This window comes from Microbacterium sp. ZW3a (genome assembly GCF_057167165.1).
The window spans coordinates 1661841-1680960 of the sequence record NZ_CM169903.1 but is presented as its reverse complement, the minus strand read 5'-3'; the positions used below and the strand labels follow the sequence as shown (position 1 = coordinate 1680960).

At 68.9% G+C, this 19120-nt stretch carries 19 protein-coding genes and 2 tRNA genes; 15 read left to right on the top strand and 6 right to left on the bottom strand.

Going from position 1 to position 19120, the window contains the following annotated elements; genetic code table 11:
- Positions 1–10: 10 nt before the first annotated feature.
- The 3 genes from ACU6WY_RS07920 to pepN form a co-directional block, all read right to left on the bottom strand.
- On the bottom strand, positions 11–799 hold the full coding sequence (locus tag ACU6WY_RS07920) for an ABC transporter permease (RefSeq protein WP_483819136.1): 789 nt from the start codon (positions 797–799) through the stop codon (positions 11–13).
- The gene (locus ACU6WY_RS07915; RefSeq protein WP_483819135.1) at positions 796–1707 is read right to left on the bottom strand and encodes an ABC transporter ATP-binding protein; all 912 of its coding nucleotides are present in this window, start codon (positions 1705–1707) and stop codon (positions 796–798) included. The genes ACU6WY_RS07920 and ACU6WY_RS07915 overlap by 4 nt, the downstream gene beginning before the upstream one ends.
- A gap of 135 nt (positions 1708–1842) precedes the next feature.
- Entirely contained in the window at positions 1843–4392 is a 2550-nt protein-coding gene (pepN, locus tag ACU6WY_RS07910) for an aminopeptidase N (protein WP_483819134.1), read from the bottom strand.
- 141 nt (positions 4393–4533) lie between these two features.
- Here pepN and ACU6WY_RS07905 point away from each other — a divergent pair, with 141 nt between their 5' ends.
- The 5 genes from ACU6WY_RS07905 to ACU6WY_RS07885 all read left to right on the top strand — a co-directional run bounded on the left by ACU6WY_RS07905 (position 4534) and on the right by ACU6WY_RS07885 (position 9475).
- Complete coding sequence (locus ACU6WY_RS07905) at positions 4534–5706, top strand: ferrochelatase (protein ID WP_483821876.1); 1173 nt, start codon at positions 4534–4536, stop codon at positions 5704–5706.
- Between the two features lie 88 nt (positions 5707–5794).
- On the top strand, positions 5795–6337 hold the full coding sequence (locus tag ACU6WY_RS07900; protein ID WP_483819133.1) for a ribose-5-phosphate isomerase: 543 nt from the start codon (positions 5795–5797) through the stop codon (positions 6335–6337).
- A complete protein-coding gene (locus tag ACU6WY_RS07895) occupies positions 6337–7326 on the top strand; it encodes an Fpg/Nei family DNA glycosylase (RefSeq protein WP_483819132.1) in 990 nt (329 codons plus the stop codon). Before ACU6WY_RS07900 ends, ACU6WY_RS07895 begins: the two co-directional genes overlap by 1 nt.
- A 26-nt stretch (positions 7327–7352) precedes the next feature.
- Positions 7353–7985 (top strand): FMN-binding negative transcriptional regulator, encoded by a 633-nt coding sequence (locus ACU6WY_RS07890; RefSeq protein WP_483819131.1) that lies wholly within the window; start codon positions 7353–7355, stop codon positions 7983–7985.
- A complete protein-coding gene (locus tag ACU6WY_RS07885) occupies positions 7982–9475 on the top strand; it encodes an amidohydrolase (RefSeq protein WP_483819130.1) in 1494 nt (497 codons plus the stop codon). The genes ACU6WY_RS07890 and ACU6WY_RS07885 overlap by 4 nt, the downstream gene beginning before the upstream one ends.
- 140 nt (positions 9476–9615) lie before the next feature.
- On the opposite strand, the gene ACU6WY_RS07880 is transcribed toward ACU6WY_RS07885, so the two are convergent.
- Positions 9616–10101 (bottom strand): Dps family protein, encoded by a 486-nt coding sequence (locus ACU6WY_RS07880; protein WP_483819129.1) that lies wholly within the window; start codon positions 10099–10101, stop codon positions 9616–9618.
- Positions 10102–10239: 138 nt separating this feature from the next.
- Between ACU6WY_RS07880 and ACU6WY_RS07875 the strand changes: the two genes are divergently transcribed.
- Entirely contained in the window at positions 10240–10779 is a 540-nt protein-coding gene (locus ACU6WY_RS07875; RefSeq protein ID WP_483819128.1) for a gamma carbonic anhydrase family protein, read from the top strand.
- 11 nt (positions 10780–10790) lie between these two features.
- Here the strand turns inward: ACU6WY_RS07875 and ACU6WY_RS07870 are convergent, their stop codons facing one another.
- Positions 10791–11750: an arsenic resistance protein gene (locus ACU6WY_RS07870; RefSeq protein WP_483819127.1), complete on the bottom strand. Its 960-nt coding sequence runs from the start codon at positions 11748–11750 to the stop codon at positions 10791–10793.
- Positions 11751–11810: 60 nt separating this feature from the next.
- Here ACU6WY_RS07870 and ACU6WY_RS07865 point away from each other — a divergent pair, with 60 nt between their 5' ends.
- Both ACU6WY_RS07865 and ACU6WY_RS07860 read left to right on the top strand, forming a co-directional pair.
- Positions 11811–12161, top strand: a complete 351-nt coding sequence (locus tag ACU6WY_RS07865) for an A1S_2505 family phage non-structural protein (protein ID WP_483819126.1) — start codon at positions 11811–11813, stop codon at positions 12159–12161.
- A 97-nt stretch (positions 12162–12258) separates the two neighbouring features.
- Positions 12259–12606 carry a DUF4190 domain-containing protein gene (locus tag ACU6WY_RS07860; RefSeq protein WP_483819125.1) on the top strand — a complete coding sequence of 116 codons (348 nt, stop codon included), beginning with the start codon at positions 12259–12261 and terminating at the stop codon, positions 12604–12606.
- A 126-nt stretch (positions 12607–12732) separates the two neighbouring features.
- On the opposite strand, the gene ACU6WY_RS07855 is transcribed toward ACU6WY_RS07860, so the two are convergent.
- A tRNA-Gly gene (locus tag ACU6WY_RS07855) sits at positions 12733–12806 on the bottom strand.
- 371 nt (positions 12807–13177) lie between these two features.
- Here ACU6WY_RS07855 and ACU6WY_RS07850 point away from each other — a divergent pair.
- From ACU6WY_RS07850 to ACU6WY_RS07820, 7 genes are all read left to right on the top strand, one after another.
- A tRNA-Pro gene (locus ACU6WY_RS07850) sits at positions 13178–13251 on the top strand.
- Between the two features lie 73 nt (positions 13252–13324).
- Entirely contained in the window at positions 13325–14782 is a 1458-nt protein-coding gene (gene tig, locus ACU6WY_RS07845; RefSeq protein ID WP_483819124.1) for a trigger factor, read from the top strand.
- Between the two features lie 148 nt (positions 14783–14930).
- A complete protein-coding gene (locus tag ACU6WY_RS07840; RefSeq protein WP_483819123.1) occupies positions 14931–15419 on the top strand; it encodes a tetratricopeptide repeat protein in 489 nt (162 codons plus the stop codon).
- 78 nt (positions 15420–15497) lie between these two features.
- A complete protein-coding gene (locus tag ACU6WY_RS07835) occupies positions 15498–16082 on the top strand; it encodes an ATP-dependent Clp protease proteolytic subunit (protein ID WP_292902447.1) in 585 nt (194 codons plus the stop codon).
- 29 nt (positions 16083–16111) lie between these two features.
- A complete protein-coding gene (locus tag ACU6WY_RS07830) occupies positions 16112–16774 on the top strand; it encodes an ATP-dependent Clp protease proteolytic subunit (protein WP_483819122.1) in 663 nt (220 codons plus the stop codon).
- Between the two features lie 219 nt (positions 16775–16993).
- Positions 16994–18262, top strand: coding sequence for an ATP-dependent Clp protease ATP-binding subunit ClpX (clpX, locus tag ACU6WY_RS07825; protein ID WP_483819121.1), 1269 nt, complete (start codon positions 16994–16996; stop codon positions 18260–18262).
- 29 nt (positions 18263–18291) lie between these two features.
- Positions 18292–19101 (top strand): hypothetical protein, encoded by an 810-nt coding sequence (locus tag ACU6WY_RS07820; RefSeq protein WP_483819120.1) that lies wholly within the window; start codon positions 18292–18294, stop codon positions 19099–19101.
- Positions 19102–19120: the final 19 nt, after the last annotated feature.

Sequence of the window (19120 nt, the reverse complement as noted above, 5' to 3'; positions counted from 1 at the left end):
TCGGCCGTCGCTACGCGTCGCGCCGCTGGAGCAGGACGATCCCGGCGGTGAGCAGACCCACGACCCACGCGGCGAGAGTGAGAGCCGGAACGAGCACGTCGCCGGTCGGCACCGCGCTCAGCTCGGAGCCGGCGGAGACCGGGAGGTAGCGGCTGAGGTCCACGACCCACTGCCACGAGGGACCCCCGAGGGCGAAGAGGTTGAAGGCGATCGGGGCGACGAACAGCACGCCGACGGTCGCCGCGATGGCGCCGGCACCGTTGCGGATGAGCAGGCCGAACCCGGTGCCGATGAGCGCGTAGGCGACCATCGCGACGACACCCAGCGCGAGCGGGATCACGGCTGCCGCGGGGTCGCCCCACGGCACGGCATCCGCCGCCGCCGGAACGGTGACGGCGAGGCAGATGAGGGAGATCACGACCGTCGCCGCGCCCAGCACGAGGGCGATCGCGAGCGCCTTGGCCAAGGCGGCCTGCGCACGGCGGGGGTTGGCGGTGAGCGTCGAGCGGATCATGCCGGTGGCGTACTCGCCGGTGACGGCGATGGCGCCGAGGATGCCCGCGACGAGCATCGTGAACTGCGCCGAGACGAGCGTTGCCGTGACCGGCGATCCTCCGTCGGTGGCCGAGGAGTAGAGATAGGCGATGCCGATCGAGAGCGCGGCCGCGACGGCCAGCGCCCACCAGGTCGACCGCAGAGTGGTGAGCTTCAGCAGCTCGCTGCGCAGCGCACGGGCGAACGTGGGGCCACTGGCCTCGGAAACGAACGTTTCGCGGCGAGGGGAGGTGGTCGTGGTCATGCGAGTTCCTTCGTCTTGTACTCGACAGCGTCATCGGTGAGGGCGAGATAGGCCTCTTCGAGCGATCCGCTACGCGGAGTGAGTTCGCGAATCGGGATGCCGTACCGCGCGGCGATGTCGCCGATCTCGGCCGCGGTGGATCCGGTGATGAGTGCCGCGCCGGGCTCGGCCGGTGCCGCGGTCGTCCCCTCGGCGGAGAGGATCTCAACGAGCCGGGTGAGGTCGGGGGAGCGGACGAGGACGGCTGCCCGCGTCCAGGAACGGACGAGTTCGTCGAGAGGTGCGTCGGCCAGCACGGAGCCGCGGCCGAGGACGATGACGTGGTCGGCGGTCTGCGCCATCTCGCTCATGAGGTGGCTCGAGAGGAGGACGGTGCGCCCCTCGGCGGCGACATGGCGCACGAACTCGCGCACCCAGCGCACGCCTTCGGGGTCGAGGCCGTTGACGGGTTCGTCGAGGATCAGCGTGTGCGGGTCGCCGAGGAGGGCGGCAGCGATCCCCAGCCGCTGTCCCATGCCGAGCGAGAATCCACCCGCGCGCTTGTCGGCGACCGACGCGATGCCGGTGAGCTCGATCACGTCGTCGACGCGTCGACGGCTGATCCCGTGGGTCGCGGCCATGACCCGCAGATGGTTGCGAGCCGACCGGCCGGTGTGCACGGCTTTGGCGTCGAGAAGGATGCCGACCTCGGTGAGCGGCGCGGCGAGGCGGTCATACGGCTTGCCGTTGACCGTGACACGGCCCGCGGTCGGACGGTCGAGACCCACGATCATGCGCATCGTGGTCGATTTTCCGGCACCGTTGGGGCCGAGGAAGCCGGTCACGCGCCCGGGCGTGACGGTGAAGGAGACGTCGGACACGGCGGTGCGGGAGCCGTATCTCTTGGTGAGGTGGTCTGCGACGATCATGTGTCCAGGCTAGGAATCCGCTGGACTCGGGCGCATCCCCCGTGAGACTGATCGTCGCGAGCGACGTACATCGCAAGAGGTACGCCCCCTCCCGCCGGAGCGGGGAGGGGGCGTACGGGCCGGACGATGCCGGGACTACTGCGCGTCGCGCTCCTGAACAGCGAGAGCGCGCTCGACGCCCGCGAGATTCTCGCTCACCAGGCGACGCAGCGCCGGAGCCGCATCGGCGTGCGCCGACAGCCACGCGCGGGTGGCGTCGCGCAACTCGCGGTTCGCCAGGGCGGCGGGGTAGAGACCCACGATGAGGTACTGCGCGATCTGGTAGCTGCGGCTCTCCCAGATCGGCAGCAGCATCGCGAAGTAGGGCTCGACGAAGTCGGCGAGCACGGCAACGGTCGCGGGGTGCGTGAAGCCGAGAGCGGCCGAGCGCACGATCGTGTTCGGGGCGTCGGCCCGGTCGATGAGCGCGCTCCAGGCCTCCTGCTTCGCCTCGTGGGTGGGCAAGGCCGCCTTCGCCTGCGCGGCGAACTCTCCGCCCTTGGCGGTGTTGTCGGCCGCGCGAGCCGCGTCGATGTCGGCCGCGGTGACGGCGCCGCCGGCGGCCAGGGCCACCAGCAACTGCCACGAGAGGTCGGTGTCGATCTCGAGGCCCTCGAGCACGGTCTCGCCGTCGCGCAATGCGCGCACGGCCTCGACGTGCGCCGGGGTCGTCGCAGCCGAAGCGAAGGCGGTCACGAACTGCAGCTGGCTGTCGCTGCCCGCCTCCGCCGCGCGCGCGAGCTCCCAGAGTCCGTCGGCCACGCGCTCGCGCGCGGCGTCGCGGGTCGCCGGGGCGACGTAGCTGTTGGCGGCGAGCTGCAGCTGAGCCAGGGTCGTCCGGACCGTCGTCGATTCGGTCTCCGCGGCGATGTTGCGCAGCACCAGGTCAATGTAGGCGGTCGCCGAGGCCTCGGCATCCCGGGTCTGGTCCCACGCCGCGCCCCAGACGAGCGAGCGCGCCAGCGGGTTCGCGATGTCTTTCAGGTGGGCAACGGCCGTAGCCAGCGAACGCTCATCGAGGCGGATCTTCGCGTAGGCGAGATCGTCGTCGTTGAGCAGCACGAGGTCAGGACGACGGATGCCACGCAGCTCGGGCACCTCGGTGCGGTCGCCGTCGACGTCGAGCTCGACGCGGTGCACGCGCTCGAGGTTGCCGGAACGGTCGAGCGAGTAGAAGCCCACCGCGAGGCGGTGCGGACGGATCGTCGGGTAGTCCGAGGGCGCGGTCTGGACGATCGCGAAGCGCGTGATCGACCCGTGCTCGTCCTGCTCGATGAGGGGGGAGAGGGTGTTGACGCCCGCCGTCTCGAGCCACTTCTTCGCCCAGTCGCCCAGGTCGCGGCCGCTCGTGGCCTCGAGCTCGACGAGCAAATCGCCGACCTCGGTGTTCGACCACTGGTGCTTCTGGAAGTACGCGGCGACGCCGGCGAAGAACTGCTCGATGCCGACCCACGCCGCCAGCTGCTTGAGCACCGACCCGCCCTTGGCGTAGGTGATGCCGTCGAAGTTGACCTGGACGTCTTCGAGGTCGTTGATCTCGGCGACGACGGGGTGCGTGGAGGGCAGCTGGTCTTGGCGGTACGCCCAGGTCTTCTCCATCGCGTTGAAGGTGGTCCAGGCCGCCTCCCACTCGGTGGCTTCGGCGGTGGCGATCGTCGAGGCCCACTCCGCGAACGACTCGTTCAGCCAGAGGTCGTTCCACCACTTCATGGTGACGAGGTCGCCGAACCACATGTGCGCCAGCTCGTGCAGGATCGTGACGACGCGGCGCTCCTTCACGGCATCCGTGACCTTGCTACGGAAGACGTAGGTCTCGGTGAACGTCACGGCACCGGCGTTCTCCATGGCACCCGCGTTGAACTCGGGCACGAACAGCTGGTCGTACTTGGCGAAGGGGTAGGGGAAGCCGAACTTCTCCTCGAAGTACGCGAAGCCCTGACGGGTCTTGTCGAAGACGTAGTCGGCGTCGAGGAACTGCCACAGGCTCTTACGCGCGTAGACACCCAGGGGGATGACGCGGCCGTCAGCGCTGGTGAGCTCGGAGAACGTCGCCTCGTAGGGGCCGGCGACGAGGGCGGTGATGTACGACGAGATGCGCGGGGTGGCCGGGAACGACCACTGCGCGGAACCGCCGCCGAGGTCGACGGGCTCGGGCGTGGGGGAGTTCGAGACGACCTTCCACTCGGCGGGGGCCGTGACCGTGAAGGTGAAGGCGGCCTTGAGATCGGGCTGCTCGAACACGGTGAACACGCGGCGCGAGTCGGGGACCTCGAACTGGGTGTAAAGGTACACCTCGCCGTCGACGGGGTCGACGAAGCGGTGCAGACCCTCGCCCGTGTTGGTGTACTCGCAGTCGGCGTCGACGACGAGCTCGTTCTCGGCCTGAAGGTCGTCGAGGGCGATTCGGGAGTCGGCGAACACCGCGGCCGGGTCGAGGTCACGGCCGTTGAGCGTCACCGCGTTCACCGAGCGGGCGATGAGGTCGATGAAGGTCGCGGCGCCCTCGGTCGCGGCGAAGCGGACGGTGGTGACCGAACCGAACACCTCGTCGCCCCTCGTGAGGTCGAGGCGCACGTCGTACTCTCGCGTGTCGACGATCGCGCGGCGCTCTTGCGCTTCGATGCGGGTGAGGTTCTCTCCTGGCACTGGCGTTCTCCCAAGGATGCGGGTGGATCGTCGCAAATGGCACTGCTGGCGCCGACGACAACCGTATAAGCCTACTGTCGAGATACCCCACGACCTGGCTCCCCGCTCAGGTGCGAGGATGTCGGGGTGAGCACGACCGATATGGACACCAGCCCGGAGACCGTCCTCTACGCGTCTCCCGCCGCATCATCCGGACCCAAGTGGGTCGAGACGCCCGTGGCATACGACGCGGTCCTCCTCGCCGGCTTCGGCGGGCCCGAGGGCCAGGAGGACGTCATTCCCTTCTTGCGCAACGTCACCCGCGGCCGCGGCATCCCCGACGAGCGCCTCGAAGAGGTGGCCCACCACTACCGTCACTTCGGCGGTATCAGCCCCATCAACCAGCAGAACCGCGATTTGAAGGCGGCGATCGAGGCCGAGATCGCGCGTCGCGGGCTGAACCTGCCGGTCTACTGGGGCAACCGCAACTGGGCGCCGTACCTCGAAGAGGCCGTCACCGAGGCGGCCGAGGCCGGTGACACCACTTTGCTCGCGGTTGCGACGAGCGCATACAGCTCGTTCTCGAGCTGCCGCCAGTACCGCGAGGACTTCGCGCGCGTGCTCGAGTCCACCGGACTCGGCGACACGGTGACCATCGACAAGGTGCGCCAGTTCTTCGACCACCCCGGCTTCGTCTCCGCGTTCGTCGAGGGAGTGAAGGATGCCGTGTCGACCTACGTGGCCGACGGCATCGCGCCCGAGAAGATCCGCGTGCTCTTCTCCACCCACTCGATCCCCACCGCCGATGCCCAGCGCTCGGGCCCGCGCGACGTCGACTTCGGCGAGGGCGGTGCCTACGAGGCCCAGCACAAGGCCGTGGCCACGTACGTGATGGCCGAGGTGGCCGCGGCGGTCGCCGACGTCGAGTGGGAGCTGGTCTACCAGTCCCGCTCCGGCCCCGCCTCGCAGCCGTGGCTCGAGCCCGACGTGAACGACGTGATCGCCGAGCTCCCCAGCCGTGGCGTCGAGGCCGTGGCGATCGTCCCGCTCGGCTTCGTCAGCGACCACATGGAGGTGCTCTGGGACCTCGATACCGAGGCCATGGAGGCGGCCGAGGAAGCCGGCATCCGCGCGGTGCGCACCCCGACTCCCGGCATCGACCCGGCGTACGTTTCGGGTCTGGTCGATCTCATCCAGGAGCGTCTCGCGGGCACGCCTCAGTCCGAGCGTCCGCACGTGACCGACCTCGGTCCGTGGTTCGACGTGTGCCGACCGGGATGCTGCGAGAACATTCGCGCCGGGTTCAAGCCGGTGGCCGCGGGCCTGCGTCCTTGAGAGCCTTTCGACGCCGCTCGTCCCCTTCGGGGCGGGCGGCGTCGTCATGTCCGTCCGCGGTGTCGGCGGCCCTCAATAGGATGAGCGCATGCGTATTCACATCGGCACCGATCACGCCGGTCTCGAGTTCTCCACCCAGCTTCAGCACCACCTGGCCGAACAGGGCCACGAGGTCGTCGATCACGGACCGATCGAGTACGACCCGCTCGACGATTACCCGGCGTTCTGCATCCGCGCCGCCCAGGCCGTCGTGCGCGACCAGGCCGACGGCGTCGAGACGCTCGGTGTGGTGTTCGGCGGCTCCGGCAACGGCGAGCAGATCGCGGCCAACAAGGTCGTCGGCGTCCGCGCCGCGCTCGTGTGGAACATGGCCACGGCTGAGCTCGCGCGCGAGCACAACGATTCCAACGTGATCGCGATCGGCGCGCGTCAGCACACGTTCGACGAGGCGGTGTCGTTCATCGACCGCTTCATCGCGACGCCGTTCTCGGGCGAAGAGCGCCACGCGCGCCGCATCGGGCAGCTCGCGGCCTACGAGCGCGACGGCGCCCTGCTCCCCGATCCGCGTGAGGCGAGCGCGCGCCCCGACGTGCTCGACGCGAGCGACTCCTTCGACCCCGAGGCAGGCTGATGCCCGAAGGGCATTCCGTCCACCGAATCGCCCGGCAGTTCGACCGCAACATCGTGGGTCGCACCGTCGCGGCATCCAGCCCTCAGGGGCGCTTCGTCGAGGGCGCGTCGATCATCGACGGTCGTGAGGCTGTTGAGGTGCGGGCCGTGGGCAAGCAGATGTTCCTGCGGTTCGATGGCGATGTCTGGCTGCGTGTACACCTCGGCATGTACGGGGCCTGGGATTTCTCGGGCGAGGTGGCGGTCGACGCCACGATCGCGGCCGCGAACGGTCGTATGGGCCAGACCAATCAGCGCGGCACCGTCCTCGACGAACCGATTCTGGATGCCGCCGGCGAGAACTCCCTCACCTCGATCGGGGCTCCTCGGCGCGCCCGCATTCGCATGTCGGAGCAGACGACCGGCCTCGAGGAGCAGGTCGAGTGGCCGCCGCCCGTGGTGGGCGCGGTCCGTCTGCGGCTGCTGACGTCGACCACGTGCGCCGATCTTCGGGGCCCCACCGCCTGCGCGCTGCAGACACCCGACGAGGTTCAGGCGACGATCGCGAAGCTCGGGCCCGACCCTCTCGTCGACGACATCGCCGAGGGCGAGGAACGCTTCACGGCGACGGTGCGGCGCAAGCCCACCGCGATCGGTCTGCTGCTGATGGACCAGGCGGTCGTGAGCGGCATCGGCAACGTCTACCGCGCCGAGATCCTCTTCCGTGCGCGCCAGAATCCGCACACTCCCGGGCGCGATGTGCCCGAGGAGGTCGTGCGCGAGATGTGGCGCGACTGGGCGAGGCTGCTCGCGATCGGCGTCGAGTCGGGCCAGATGATGACGATGGACGATCTCGATCCCGCGGCGTACCGTCGCGCGATGGCGCATCGCGACGACCGGCACTGGGTGTACCACCGCGCGGGGCTCCCGTGTCGCGTGTGCGGGACGACGGTGCTCGTCGAGGAGGCCGCGGGGCGCAAGCTCTATTGGTGCCCTCGTTGCCAGGCGTGACCTGCCGCGCGTTCTAGGCTGATCGGGTGCGTCAGAACCCCAGCTTCGCGATGACCGACGTCGGTGAGATCCGCCGTCTCATCGACCGTCACCCGTGGGTGACGCTCGTCTCCTCCGGCGCTGACGGTCTCGTCGCGTCGCACTACGCCGTCCTGCTCGACGACGACCGCGACGACCTCACCATCGTGGGGCACGTGGGTAAGCCCGACGACGCGATCCTCGGTCTCGGCGAGCGAGAGCTCCTCGTGGTGGTGCAGGGCCCCCACGGGTACGTCTCGCCGCGATGGTACGGCGACGTGGCGGCGGTGCCGACGTGGAACTTCGTCTCAGCGCACCTGTCGGGCGTTCCAGAGCTCCTCTCGGCCGAAGAAAACCTGCGGATCCTCGACCGGCTCGTCGCGCGGTTCGAGGGGGACGGCGACCAGGCGCGCGGCCTCTACGAGCGTCCGAACGACCCCGAGTTCGTCGAGCGGCTCGAGCGCGGCACGGTGGGGTTCCGTCTGACCCCGACCCGTGTTGTCGCCAAGCGCAAGCTGAGCCAGAATCGCACGCCCGAGGTCGTCGACACGATCATCGACGGCCTCGCTGAGGGCCCGTTCGCCAACCCCATCCTGGCCGCCGAGATGCGCCGCGCCGCCGACGCGCGCCCCCGCGCATGATCGGCGAGACCGCGGGGTTCGTCCGCGCCGTGCGCGTCGCGGGCCCCGGGCGCGAGTTCCTGCCCACCGATGACCCGGTGGACCTCGTGCTCGTCGACGGCCGTATCGCCGATATCGCCCCGACCGGCAACCTCCGGCCGCGGGGTTTCGTCATCGAAGGTGAGGGCGGGTGGCTCGTCCCGGGGCTGTGGGACCATCACGTGCACGTGGTGCAGTCGGCGCTCACGAGCGACCGCGTGCCGCTGGGCGACGTGGCCTCGGCCCGCGACGCCGCCGCCGTCATGGCCCTCGCTCCCGAGAGTGACGGGCGTCGCATCGGCACCGGATTCCGCGACGGCCTGTGGCCCGACGACCCGAGCCTCGAACTCTTGGATGCCGCGACCGGCTCTGTCCCCACCTACCTCATTAATGCCGATGTGCACAGCGTCTGGATGAACTCGGCCGCGTTCCGGCGCGAGGGTTTCGAGCCCGTGGCATCCGGGATGCTGCGCGAAGAGAACGCGTTCGAGATCTCGCGGCGTGTGAACGCCGTCGACCCCAGCGCGGCGGATCGGGCCGTCGAGCGCATGGCGCGCGCGGCCGCGGCGCGCGGTGTGGTCGGGCTCGTCGACCTCGACATGACGTGGAACGACGAGCCGTGGCAACGTCGCGTCGCGCGCGGTTTCGACACGCTGCGGGTCTCGTACGGCACGTACCCCCGGCACCTGGACCGCGCGATCGCCCAGGGGCTGCGCACCGGGGACCCCGTGCGCGGGGCCGCGCACGACCTCGTGCGGGTCGGGCCACTCAAGGCGATCACCGACGGCTCCCTCGGCACGCGCACCGCCGCGTGCACGCACCCCTACGCGAACGAGGCCGGCAACTATGGCGTCCTCACCGTTCCGCCCGAGGAGCTCGTCGACATGATGACGCGAGCGACCGCGGCGGGGCTGGAGTGCGCGATCCACGCGATCGGTGACGTCGCGAACACGCACGCCCTCGACGCCTATGCGCGCACGGGCGCGGTCGGCACGATCGAGCACGCGCAGTTGGTGGCCCACACCGACATCCCGCGGTTCGCGCGGCTGGGGGTAGCGGCGAGTGTGCAGCCCGAGCACGCGCTCGACGACCGCGACATGACGGATGCCATCTGGGCCGAGCAGTCCGCCCAGCCCTACCCGCTGCGGGCCCTGGTCGACAGCGGCGCCAACCTGCGGTTGGGTTCGGACGCCCCCGTCTCTCCGCTGGACCCCTGGGCGGCGATGGCGTCGGCCGTCTTCCGCACGCGCGACGGTCGGGAGGCGTGGCAGCCGCACCAGCGGATCGGGATCGAGACCGCGATCGCCGCGTCTACGGTCGGCGGTTCGACGGCTCCCGCGGAGATCACGCCGGGTGCGCGCGCCGATCTCGTCATCGTCGGCGACGATCCGCTCACCGCTGACGAACGTGGACTGCGCGGGATGCCGGTGCGCACGACGCTTCTCGCCGGTCGCGTCACCCACACGTCCTGACCCCCGCCCGGCGCGTGCCCCGTGCGTGAGGCGCCAAGTTTTGTCGCCTACGACCGACCTCAGGCGACAAGAATTGGCGACTCGCGCGAAGGGAAGCGAAAGGGGGCGGTGCCGAAGCACCGCCCCCTTTCAAAAGGAGCTCAGGCCGCGAGGTGGGCGAAGAGGAACCAGCGGTCCTTGTCGAGGCCGCGCTTGATCTCGATCGCGACGTCCTGGCTCGTGAGGTCGGTCTCGTCGAGACCGTCGATCGCGGTCTGGATGTCGACGAGCACGGCGTCGATGTCGGCGATAACGGCGCGGATGACGACGTCGGACTGCGCGAAGCCGGCGGGGACGGCCGTCTCCTTGGCCTTGGCGGCGACCGTCGTCAGACGGGCGTCGACGGGCAGGCCCAGCGAGACGATGCGCTCCGCCGCCAGGTCGGCCCAGTCCTGCGCGTGAGCGACAACCGTGTCGAGCAGCTCGTGCACGCCGATGAAGTTCGCCCCGCGCACGTGCCAGTGCGCCTGCTTGCCGTTGACGACGAGGGCCTCGAGGCCGAGGACGACGGGCGAGAGGAACTGGGCGGTGCTGGAGGCCATGGTCGAGTCGACGGTGGTGGCGGCGGGCGTCTGAACGGTGCTCATGAGATCTCCTCGGGTAACGCTGAAGTCGTGTTGAGAGCAACGCTACTCACGCTGGGACATTCCGCAAGCAAGATGAGGCTCGGCTAAATCCCTGGTAGGCAGGCAATCCTCACCTCACTAGCGCGGTAATGTCGCGGCATGACGATCGCTCCGGATGCCACGGTCCTCGCCCTTCCCGATGCCGCCCCCACGGTGCACGACACCGCGTTCGTGGCATCCGGAGCACGTATCGTCGGCGACGTGACCCTGAGCGAGGGGTCGAGCGTCTGGTACAACGCCGTGGTGCGCGGTGACAGTGCCGCGATCGTGCTGGGCCCGCGCAGCAATCTGCAGGACAACGTGTCGGTGCACGTGGATCGCGGGCGTCCGGCCACGATCGGCGCCGACGTGTCGGTCGGCCACAACGCGGTCGTGCACGGCTGCACGATCGGTGACGGCTCGCTCATCGGCATGGGGAGCGTTGTGCTCTCCGGCGCCAAGATCGGGGCAGGATGCCTCGTCGCCGGGGGAGCGGTCGTGCTCGAAGGTACGGTCGTCCCCGACGGATCGCTCGTGGCGGGCGTGCCGGCGAAGGTGCGGCGCGCTCTGACCGCGGAGGAGCGCGAGGGGATTCTACGGAACGCGCAGACCTACCTTGCGCACGCAGAGCGACATTCCGGCGCGCGCCGCCTGGACTGAGTCTCGCGGCCTCAGGAGTGTCGTCGCCGGGTCAGCAGCGGGAGAACGTGCACCAACACGATCATGCCCACCAGCTCGACAAGCGTTTGCATGACGACCGCAGCGGGTGCCAGAGCGAGAGGGGCCGGGAGGGCCAGGGCGAGCGGGAGAATGACGAGCGAGTTCCGCGTGGCTCCCGAGAACACGATCGCGCGGGTCGATGCCACGTCCTGCCGGAAGGTGCGCGCAACGAGGAAACCGAGGGTCGCCGCGATGAGCAGGAACGCGACGTAGATCGGCACCACGGTCAGCAGCGTCGGGACCTCTGCGTGGACGACGTCGATCTGCGCCGCCACGACGATGGCCAGGGTCACCGCGGTGATCGGGACCATTCCGGCATCCATTGGTCTCCCGATGCCCCGCGCGATCGTGGATCTGCGAGCAAGGAGTTGCGTGAGGGCGGCGAGCCCGAGGGGCAGCGCGAGGAAGAGCAGGAAGGCGCGAACGAACGGCGCGATGTCGAGTACGCGGAGGATATCGGGGCCGGCGAGGAGCCCGAGGAACGCGGGCAGCAGAGCGAGCTGCAGTAGCAGGAGCAGGGGCGACACCGCCAGCAGCTTCGACGCTGCCCCGCCGGCGAGTCGCGTGAACACGATGACGTAGTCGATGCACGGCGTCAGGAGCACGAGGAGCACACCGACGAGCAGGGCCCGATCGTGCGCGACGAACCGTGAGAGCGCGAAGACCACGACCGGCACGACGACGAAGTTCAGGAGCACGACCGCGGCGAGGAATCGTCCATCGCGGATGCCGCGACCGATCTCGGCGAAGGGGACGGCCAGGAAGGTCGCGAACAGCAACGCGATGAGCGCGGGCGTGACGAGTGCCTCGAAGACGGGAGCACCGTTGGGCGCGAGCAGCCCGATGCTGGCGCCGACGACGATCCCCATCAGGTAGACAGGGATCTGCCAGCGGTGTGCCCACGCGATCATCGGAGCGAGCCTACGGTTCGCAACCCCCTGGGTGCGTCTGTGCGCGCGTACCGTTGCCGCATGCACATCGACACTCTGGAACCCGGCGAGATCTTCGTCTTCGGCGCCAACGCGTCCGGTGCCCACGGTGGAGGCGCCGCGCGCTTCGCGTACGACCGCTTCGGCGCGGTGTGGGGACAGGGGGAGGGGCTGCAGGGCCAGTCGTACGGCATCGACACGATGTCGGGTCTGGCGGTCTTCGAGGAGCAGGCCCGGCGCTTCGTTGCATTTGCCGCCGAGCATCCCGAGCTGACATTCCTCGTGACCGAGGTGGGGTGCGGCATCGCCGGCTATCGACCCGAGCAGGTCGCGGGGTTCTTCGCCGGCGTGGGAGACAACGTGGTGCTGCCGGCTTCTTTCCGGGCCGTGTGACCTGCGCAAAGTGTTTACACAGGAAACGCTCAGGAAGGCTCCATTTAGCGCTAGCATGCGGCTCGGTAATACCCGATCACCTCAGCTTGGAGTACACATGACCACTGCTTCCCCGCCGCCGCCGCCGGCTGCCACGGGCCCGATCCCCGGCAAGACTCTCGGGATCGTCGCCCTCATCGTCGCGATCTTCTTCAACGTCATCGGACTGATCCTCGGAATCGTCGCGCTCGTGCAGAGCCGCAAGGCCGGGTACAAGAACGGCCCGGCGATCGCCGCGATCATCGTCGGTGCGGTGCTGACCATCGTCGCGATCATCGTGATCATCTCGATCGTGTCCGTCCTCGCCGTCGCCAGCGAGGCCTATCAGGCCTGTCAGGCCGTGGACTTCGTGGGCACCGTCGTCGTCGCGGGCACCGAGATCGTCTGCGAAACCGTCAGCCAGTAGTACTCCCACGTGGGGAGCCCGTCACCGTCGGTGGCGGGCTCTCTTCGTGACGGCCCGATCGTCGCGGCAGCAAGAGCTACTCACCGAGCCGGATATCGGCGGGGAGGGAGACCGTCAAAACGGTCGTGGAGGGGCTGACGAGAATCGAACTCGCATCATCTGTTTGGAAGACAGAGGCTTTACCACTAAGCTACAGCCCCGCATTGCCCGGATAGATTCCGCCACTCGCAGAGGATTGGACGGTTCTTGGTCGGGATTGCGATGTTCAGTTGTCGGGTGATTCCCGTGTCTCCACTCTACTTTATGCGCAGACATGTCATGAACACGCGCCGCGAAGCTTGCGCCGTACCGGGAACAGGGCATGGGCCGAAAACAGGGCGATCCGCGCAGGATCAGCCTGTCTCGGCGGCATCCGCTGCTCTCGTGACACCTGATCGCCGCACCGAGTCGAGTGTTCCCGAGACGCCGCGCTTGCGCCACCGCAACCCCGGATTCGCTCACACCAGCCGGTGCGACTCCATCGACTAGACTTCCAGGGGTCGTTTCGTCGAACGCGTACTGCGCGTCGCTCCGGGGCGTAGCTCAGCTTGGTAGAGCGCCCGCTTTGGGAGCGGGAGGCCGCAGGTTCAAATCCTGTCGCCCCGACGCAACGGCCCCACAGACCACAGGCCTAGCCGGCCCCCGCGTCCGCGCGGGCCACACGAGGAGAACACACCGCATGGTCAACAGCACCGTCGAGAAGCTCAGCCCCACCCGGGTCAAGCTCCACATCACGGTCTCGCCCGACGAGCTCAAGCCGAGCATCGCCCACGCCTACGAGCACATCGCTCAGGACGTGCAGATCCCGGGCTTCCGCAAGGGCAAGGTGCCCGCGCCGATCATCGATCAGCGCATCGGTCGTGGCGCCGTCATCGAGCACGCCGTCAACGAGGGTCTCGACGGGTTCTACCGCCAGGCCGTCGAGGCGCAGGAGCTGCGCGTCATCGGCCGTCCCAGCGCCGAGATCGTCGACCTGCCCGAGCTGAAGGACTTCTCGGGCGACCTGGTCATCGACGTCGAGGTCGACGTGCGCCCCGAGTTCGACCTGCCGGCGTTCGACACCATCACGGTGACGGTTGACGCGGTCGAGACCGACGAGGCCGGCGTCGACGCCGAGCTCGACCGTCTCCGCGCCCGCTTCGGCACCCTCGTGACCGTCGACCGTCCCGCCGCGACGGGTGACTTCGTCGAGCTCGATCTCGTCGCCACGATCGACGGCGCCGAGATCGACCGCGCCGAGGGCGTGTCGTACGAGGTCGGCTCGGGCGAGTTGCTCGAGGGCATCGACGAGGCCATCGACTCGCTCACCGCCGATGAGCAGACCACGTTCCGCTCGAAGCTCGTCGGTGGCGACCACGCCGGCGAAGAGGCTGAGGTTGCGGTCACGATCACCGCGGTCAAGGAGCGCGAGCTTCCCGAGGCCGACGACGACTTCGCCCAGATGGCGTCGGAGTTCGACACGATCGCCGAGCTGCGCGCGTCGCTCGCCGAGCGCGTGTCGGAGCAGGCCGTGTTCGGTCAGGGTGCCGCGGCTCGCGACAAGTTCGTCGAGGCGCTGCTCGAGGCCGTCGAGATCCCCGTTCCGCCGCAGCTCATCGAAGACGAGGTGCACAACCACCTCGAGGGTGAGAACCGTCTCGAAGACGACGAGCACCGCGCCGAGGTGACCGAGGCCAGCGAGAAGCAGTTCCGTAGCCAGATGGTCCTCGACAAGATCGCCGAAGAGGCGAACGTCCAGGTCTCGCAGGACGAGCTCACGCAGTACCTCATCCAGTCGGCGGCCCAGTACGGCATGGCTCCGCAGGAGTTCGTGAACGCGCTCCAGCAGGGCAACCAGCTGCCCGCCCTGGTCGGCGAGGTCGCGCGCAACAAGGCGCTCGCGATCGCCCTCGGCAAGGTCACCGTCGTCGACACCAACGGCAAGGCCGTCGACCTGAGCGGCTTCGTCGCCGTCGAGGGCGAAGAGCCCACCGACGCCGAGGAAGAGGTCGTCGAAGAGGCGCAGGAGATCGCTGACGCCGCCGCCGACGCCGACGCCGTCATCGAGGCTGAAGAGGCTCCGGCGGAGGAGGCCCCCAAGAAGGCCCCCGCCAAGAAGCGCGCTCCCGCCAAGAAGAAGGCCGCGGACAGCGAGTAAGAGTCACCGCACGGTCACAGGGGGTGGATGCCATGGCATCCACCCCCTGTGATGTTTGTGTGCTCGGCGCCGGCGTTCCGGTGTCCACGACACGCGGATGTGTCCGGGACGAACCGGCGCGTTGGGGACACTCGATGAAGGAGAAGCCATGGATGACTGGCAGAGCCGCGTGGACGCGGTCTGGGACGATGCGACGCTGACCGACGACGAGGTCATCGAACGCATCGACGCACTGGCGGCGGAGAGGCCGCACGATGACCCGGTCGCGCTGTTCGAGCGCGCCGGCGCCCGGGACTCCGCGGGGCGGGAGGCCGAAGCCGAGGAGCTGTACCGCCGCGCGCTTCTCCTCGGGCTCGCGGGGGAGCACCGTACGCGGGCGGCCATCCAGCTCGCCAGCACGATCCGCAACCTCGGCAAGATCGACGAGGCGCGAGACCTACTGCGCGCCGAGTATGAGCGTGAGCCCCGGGGCGACCTCCACGATGCGGCCGCTGCCTTCTACGCCCTCGCCCTGGTCTCGTCGGGTGAGGCCGAGCGGGCGGCATCCGTCGCCCTCGAGGCGCTCGCCCCGCACCTGCCGCTGTACACCCGTTCGGTGACCGGATACGCCCGGGAGATCGCGGACGGACACGCCTGATCCGCCCGCGGCGAACACGGCGACCCGCCCCGAACCACGCCGGTAGATTCGTTGCAGATCACCGGAAGAGGAGCACACATGCCCGAACCCCTTATGGCAACGAGCGTCTTCGACAGGCTGCTGAAGGACCGCATCATCTGGCTCGGTTCGGAGGTGCGCGACGAGAACGCCAACGAGATCTGCGCCAAGATCCTCCTGCTCGCCGCAGAAGACCCGCAGAAGGACATCTACCTCTACATCAACTCGCCCGGCGGCTCGATTACGGCCGGCATGGCGATCTACGACACGATGCAGTTCGTGCCGAACGACATCGTCACCGTCGGTATCGGCATGGCGGCCTCGATGGGCCAGCTGCTGCTCACCAGTGGAACGAAGGGCAAGCGCTACATCACGCCCAACGCCCGTGTGCTGCTGCACCAGCCGCACGGTGGATTCGGCGGAACGTCGAGCGACATCCAGACGCAGGCCCAGCTCATTCTCGACATGAAGCGCCGCCTGGCCGAGATCACTGCGGCGCAGACCGGCAAGAGCGTCGAGCAGATCAACGAAGACGGCGACCGCGACCGCTGGTTCACCGCGCAGGAAGCGCTCGAGTACGGCTTCGTCGACCACATGCGTGAGCACGCCACCGACGTCGCCGGCGGCGGCGGGACCGCGGCCTGAGGCCGAGGGCGAGAGGAAAGGACACCGCAATGCACACTCCCACCTTCGGCGGCAGCGCCGCGCACATGCCGAGCAGCCGTTACGTGCTTCCCCAGTTCGAGGAGCGCACGGCCTACGGCTACAAGCGCCAGGACCCGTACAACAAGCTGTTCGAGGACCGCGTCATCTTCCTGGGCGTCCAGGTCGACGACGCCTCGGCCGACGACGTCATGGCGCAGCTGCTCGTGCTCGAGTCGCAGGACCCTGACCGCGACATCATCATGTACATCAACTCGCCCGGTGGCTCGTTCACGGCCATGACGGCGATCTACGACACGATGCAGTACGTCTCGCCGCAGATCCAGACGGTGGTGCTCGGCCAGGCCGCGTCCGCCGCCTCGGTGCTGCTGGCCGCCGGCGCCCCCGGCAAGCGTCTCGCGCTGCCGAACGCCCGCATCCTGATCCACCAGCCCGCCGTGGGCGAGGCCGGTCACGGCCAGGCGTCCGACATCGAGATCCAGGCGGCAGAGATCCTGCGCATGCGCACGTGGCTCGAAGAGACCATGGCCCGGCACACCGGTCAGGACGTGGTGAAGATCAACAAAGACATCGACCGCGACAAGATCCTCTCCGCTCAGGAGGCAATGGAGTACGGCATCGTCGACCAGGTGCTCACGACCCGCAAGCGCGTCCCGACGGCCCTCACCGCCTGACCCGCTTCTCTCGATGCCCCGCCGGCGCTCGTCGGCGGGGCATCGTCGTGTCATGGCGGGGCCGAAAACAGGGATGCCGTGAGCCTCGCGCAGCGCATTGGTGTCCGCCGTGGGCGATCAGGTCTCACCTCGCTCGCTCAAATGCCCTCGATTGCCCTGGGCAGCGGTTAGGCTCGGAGGCACTCGGGCGAGTGGGCCGGGGGGACGAGGAGGACGGGCATGGCACGCATCGGAGAGAGCGCCGACCTGTTCAAATGCTCCTTCTGTGGCAAGAGTCAAAAGCAGGTGCAGCAGCTGATCGCCGGTCCGGGCGTCTACATCTGCGACGAGTGCGTCGAGCTCTGCAACGAGATCATCGAAGAGCGGATGGCGGAGTCGTCGTCGGGTGAAGTCACCGATTTCGATCTGCCCAAGCCCCGCGAGATCTTCGGCTTCCTCGAGGAGTACGTCGTCGGCCAGGAGCCCGCGAAGCGCGCGCTCGCTGTCGCCGTGTACAACCACTACAAGCGCGTGCGTGCCCACGGCACCCTGCAGCCCGCCGAGCAGCGCGCCGAAGAGATCGACATCGCCAAGAGCAATATCCTGCTGCTCGGGCCTACCGGCTGCGGTAAGACGTATCTGGCGCAGACCCTCGCGAAGCGCCTCAACGTGCCCTTCGCAGTGGCAGATGCGACGGCCCTCACCGAAGCCGGCTACGTCGGTGAAGACGTCGAGAACATCCTGCTCAAGCTGCTCCAGGCCGCCGACTTCGACGTGAAGCGCGCCGAGACGGGCATCATCTACATCGATGAGGTCGACAAGATCGCCCGCAAGGCCGAGAACCCGTCGATCACGCGCGACGTCTCCGGTGAGGGCGTGCAGCAGGCGCTGCTGAAGATCCTCGAGGGTACCGTCGCGTCGGTGCCGCCGCAGGGCGGCCGCAAGCACCCGCACCAGGAGTTCATCCAGATCGACACGACGAACGTTCTGTTCATCGTCGCCGGCGCCTTCGCCGGACTGGAAGAGATCATCTCCGCGCGCGTCGGCAAGCACGGCGTCGGCTTCGGCGCCCCGCTGCACCGCAAGGAAGATGCGCCCGACCTCTTCAGCGAGGTCCTTCCCGAAGACCTCCACAAGTTCGGGCTCATCCCCGAGTTCATCGGGCGCCTCCCCGTCGTGGCATCCGTCTCGCCGCTCGACCAGGACGCGCTCATGGAGATCCTCACGGCTCCGCGGAACGCGCTGGTGAAGCAGTATCAGCGCATGTTCGAGCTCGACGGCGTGCAGCTGGAGTTCGAAGAAGAGGCGCTGCGCGCGATTGCCGACCTCGCGGTCGCCCGCAAGACCGGCGCGCGCGGACTCCGCGCCATCCTCGAAGACGTGCTCGGCCCGGTGATGTTCGACGTCCCCTCGGCGGATGACATCGCGAAGGTCGTCATCACCCGCGCGGCCGTCGAAGACGGCGCCCCGGCGACCATCGTGCTGGCCCAGAAGCGCAAGAGCGCCTGACGGGCCACGGGCGGCGGACGCGGATCACCGTGCGCCGACTCATCATCGTCCTCTCGGTCGTCGTCGTGGTGTGTGCCATCGGCGTCCTCGCGGTCGTCAGCGTTCTCCAGGCGGCCGGGTCGCTCGCGTCGACGGTCGTTGACGCGATCGCGGACGACAGCGATGGTCAGGCGATCGCACGCAGCACGGTGCGCGCGACGGCGGAAGACCTCACGTCGGCGATCGGCTACGTGCCGACAGCGGTGGATGCCGAGACCCTCGCGGCGACGACCTTCACGTCTTCGACCGGCAGCCCCGCGCGGATGACGCCGCTGGCGTGGTCCGGGGCCGGCACCGCCGACTCCCCGGCCGTCGTCGAGGTGCGCATCGACGCCGTGATCACGGCGATCATCAGCACGGGGTTGGGCTCCCCCTCACGGAGCGCCGGAGTTGCCGTCGCGTGCTACCGATTCACGCTCGCCCACGGGCGGGACGCAGAGTCATCGCTCATCGACTGCCCTGATCCCGCGGCGCCACTTCGCACGCCAGTCGCAACGCCTCTCCCGCATCTGCCTGCCGACGCGGCGGATCGTCTGCGCGCGGTACTGGGCGCCGACACGGCCGCACCCCTGGAGCCGGCCGTGCGGTCCGCGTTTCCCGACCCGGCGACGACCGTCGAGACCACGGTCACCGATGTGGGAGAGACAGTGGTCGCGGTCGGTGTCGCCGCCGCTCGAGAGTGCGTCGTTCTTGTGCGTCGGGCCGATGGGGCGATCGAGAACGTGGCTTTTCGCCCCATCCACCTCGAGCCGGGCGAGGCCGGGTGTTCGACGACGCTCTATACCAACCCACCGCTGTGATGCCGGGCGGAGGCAGCCG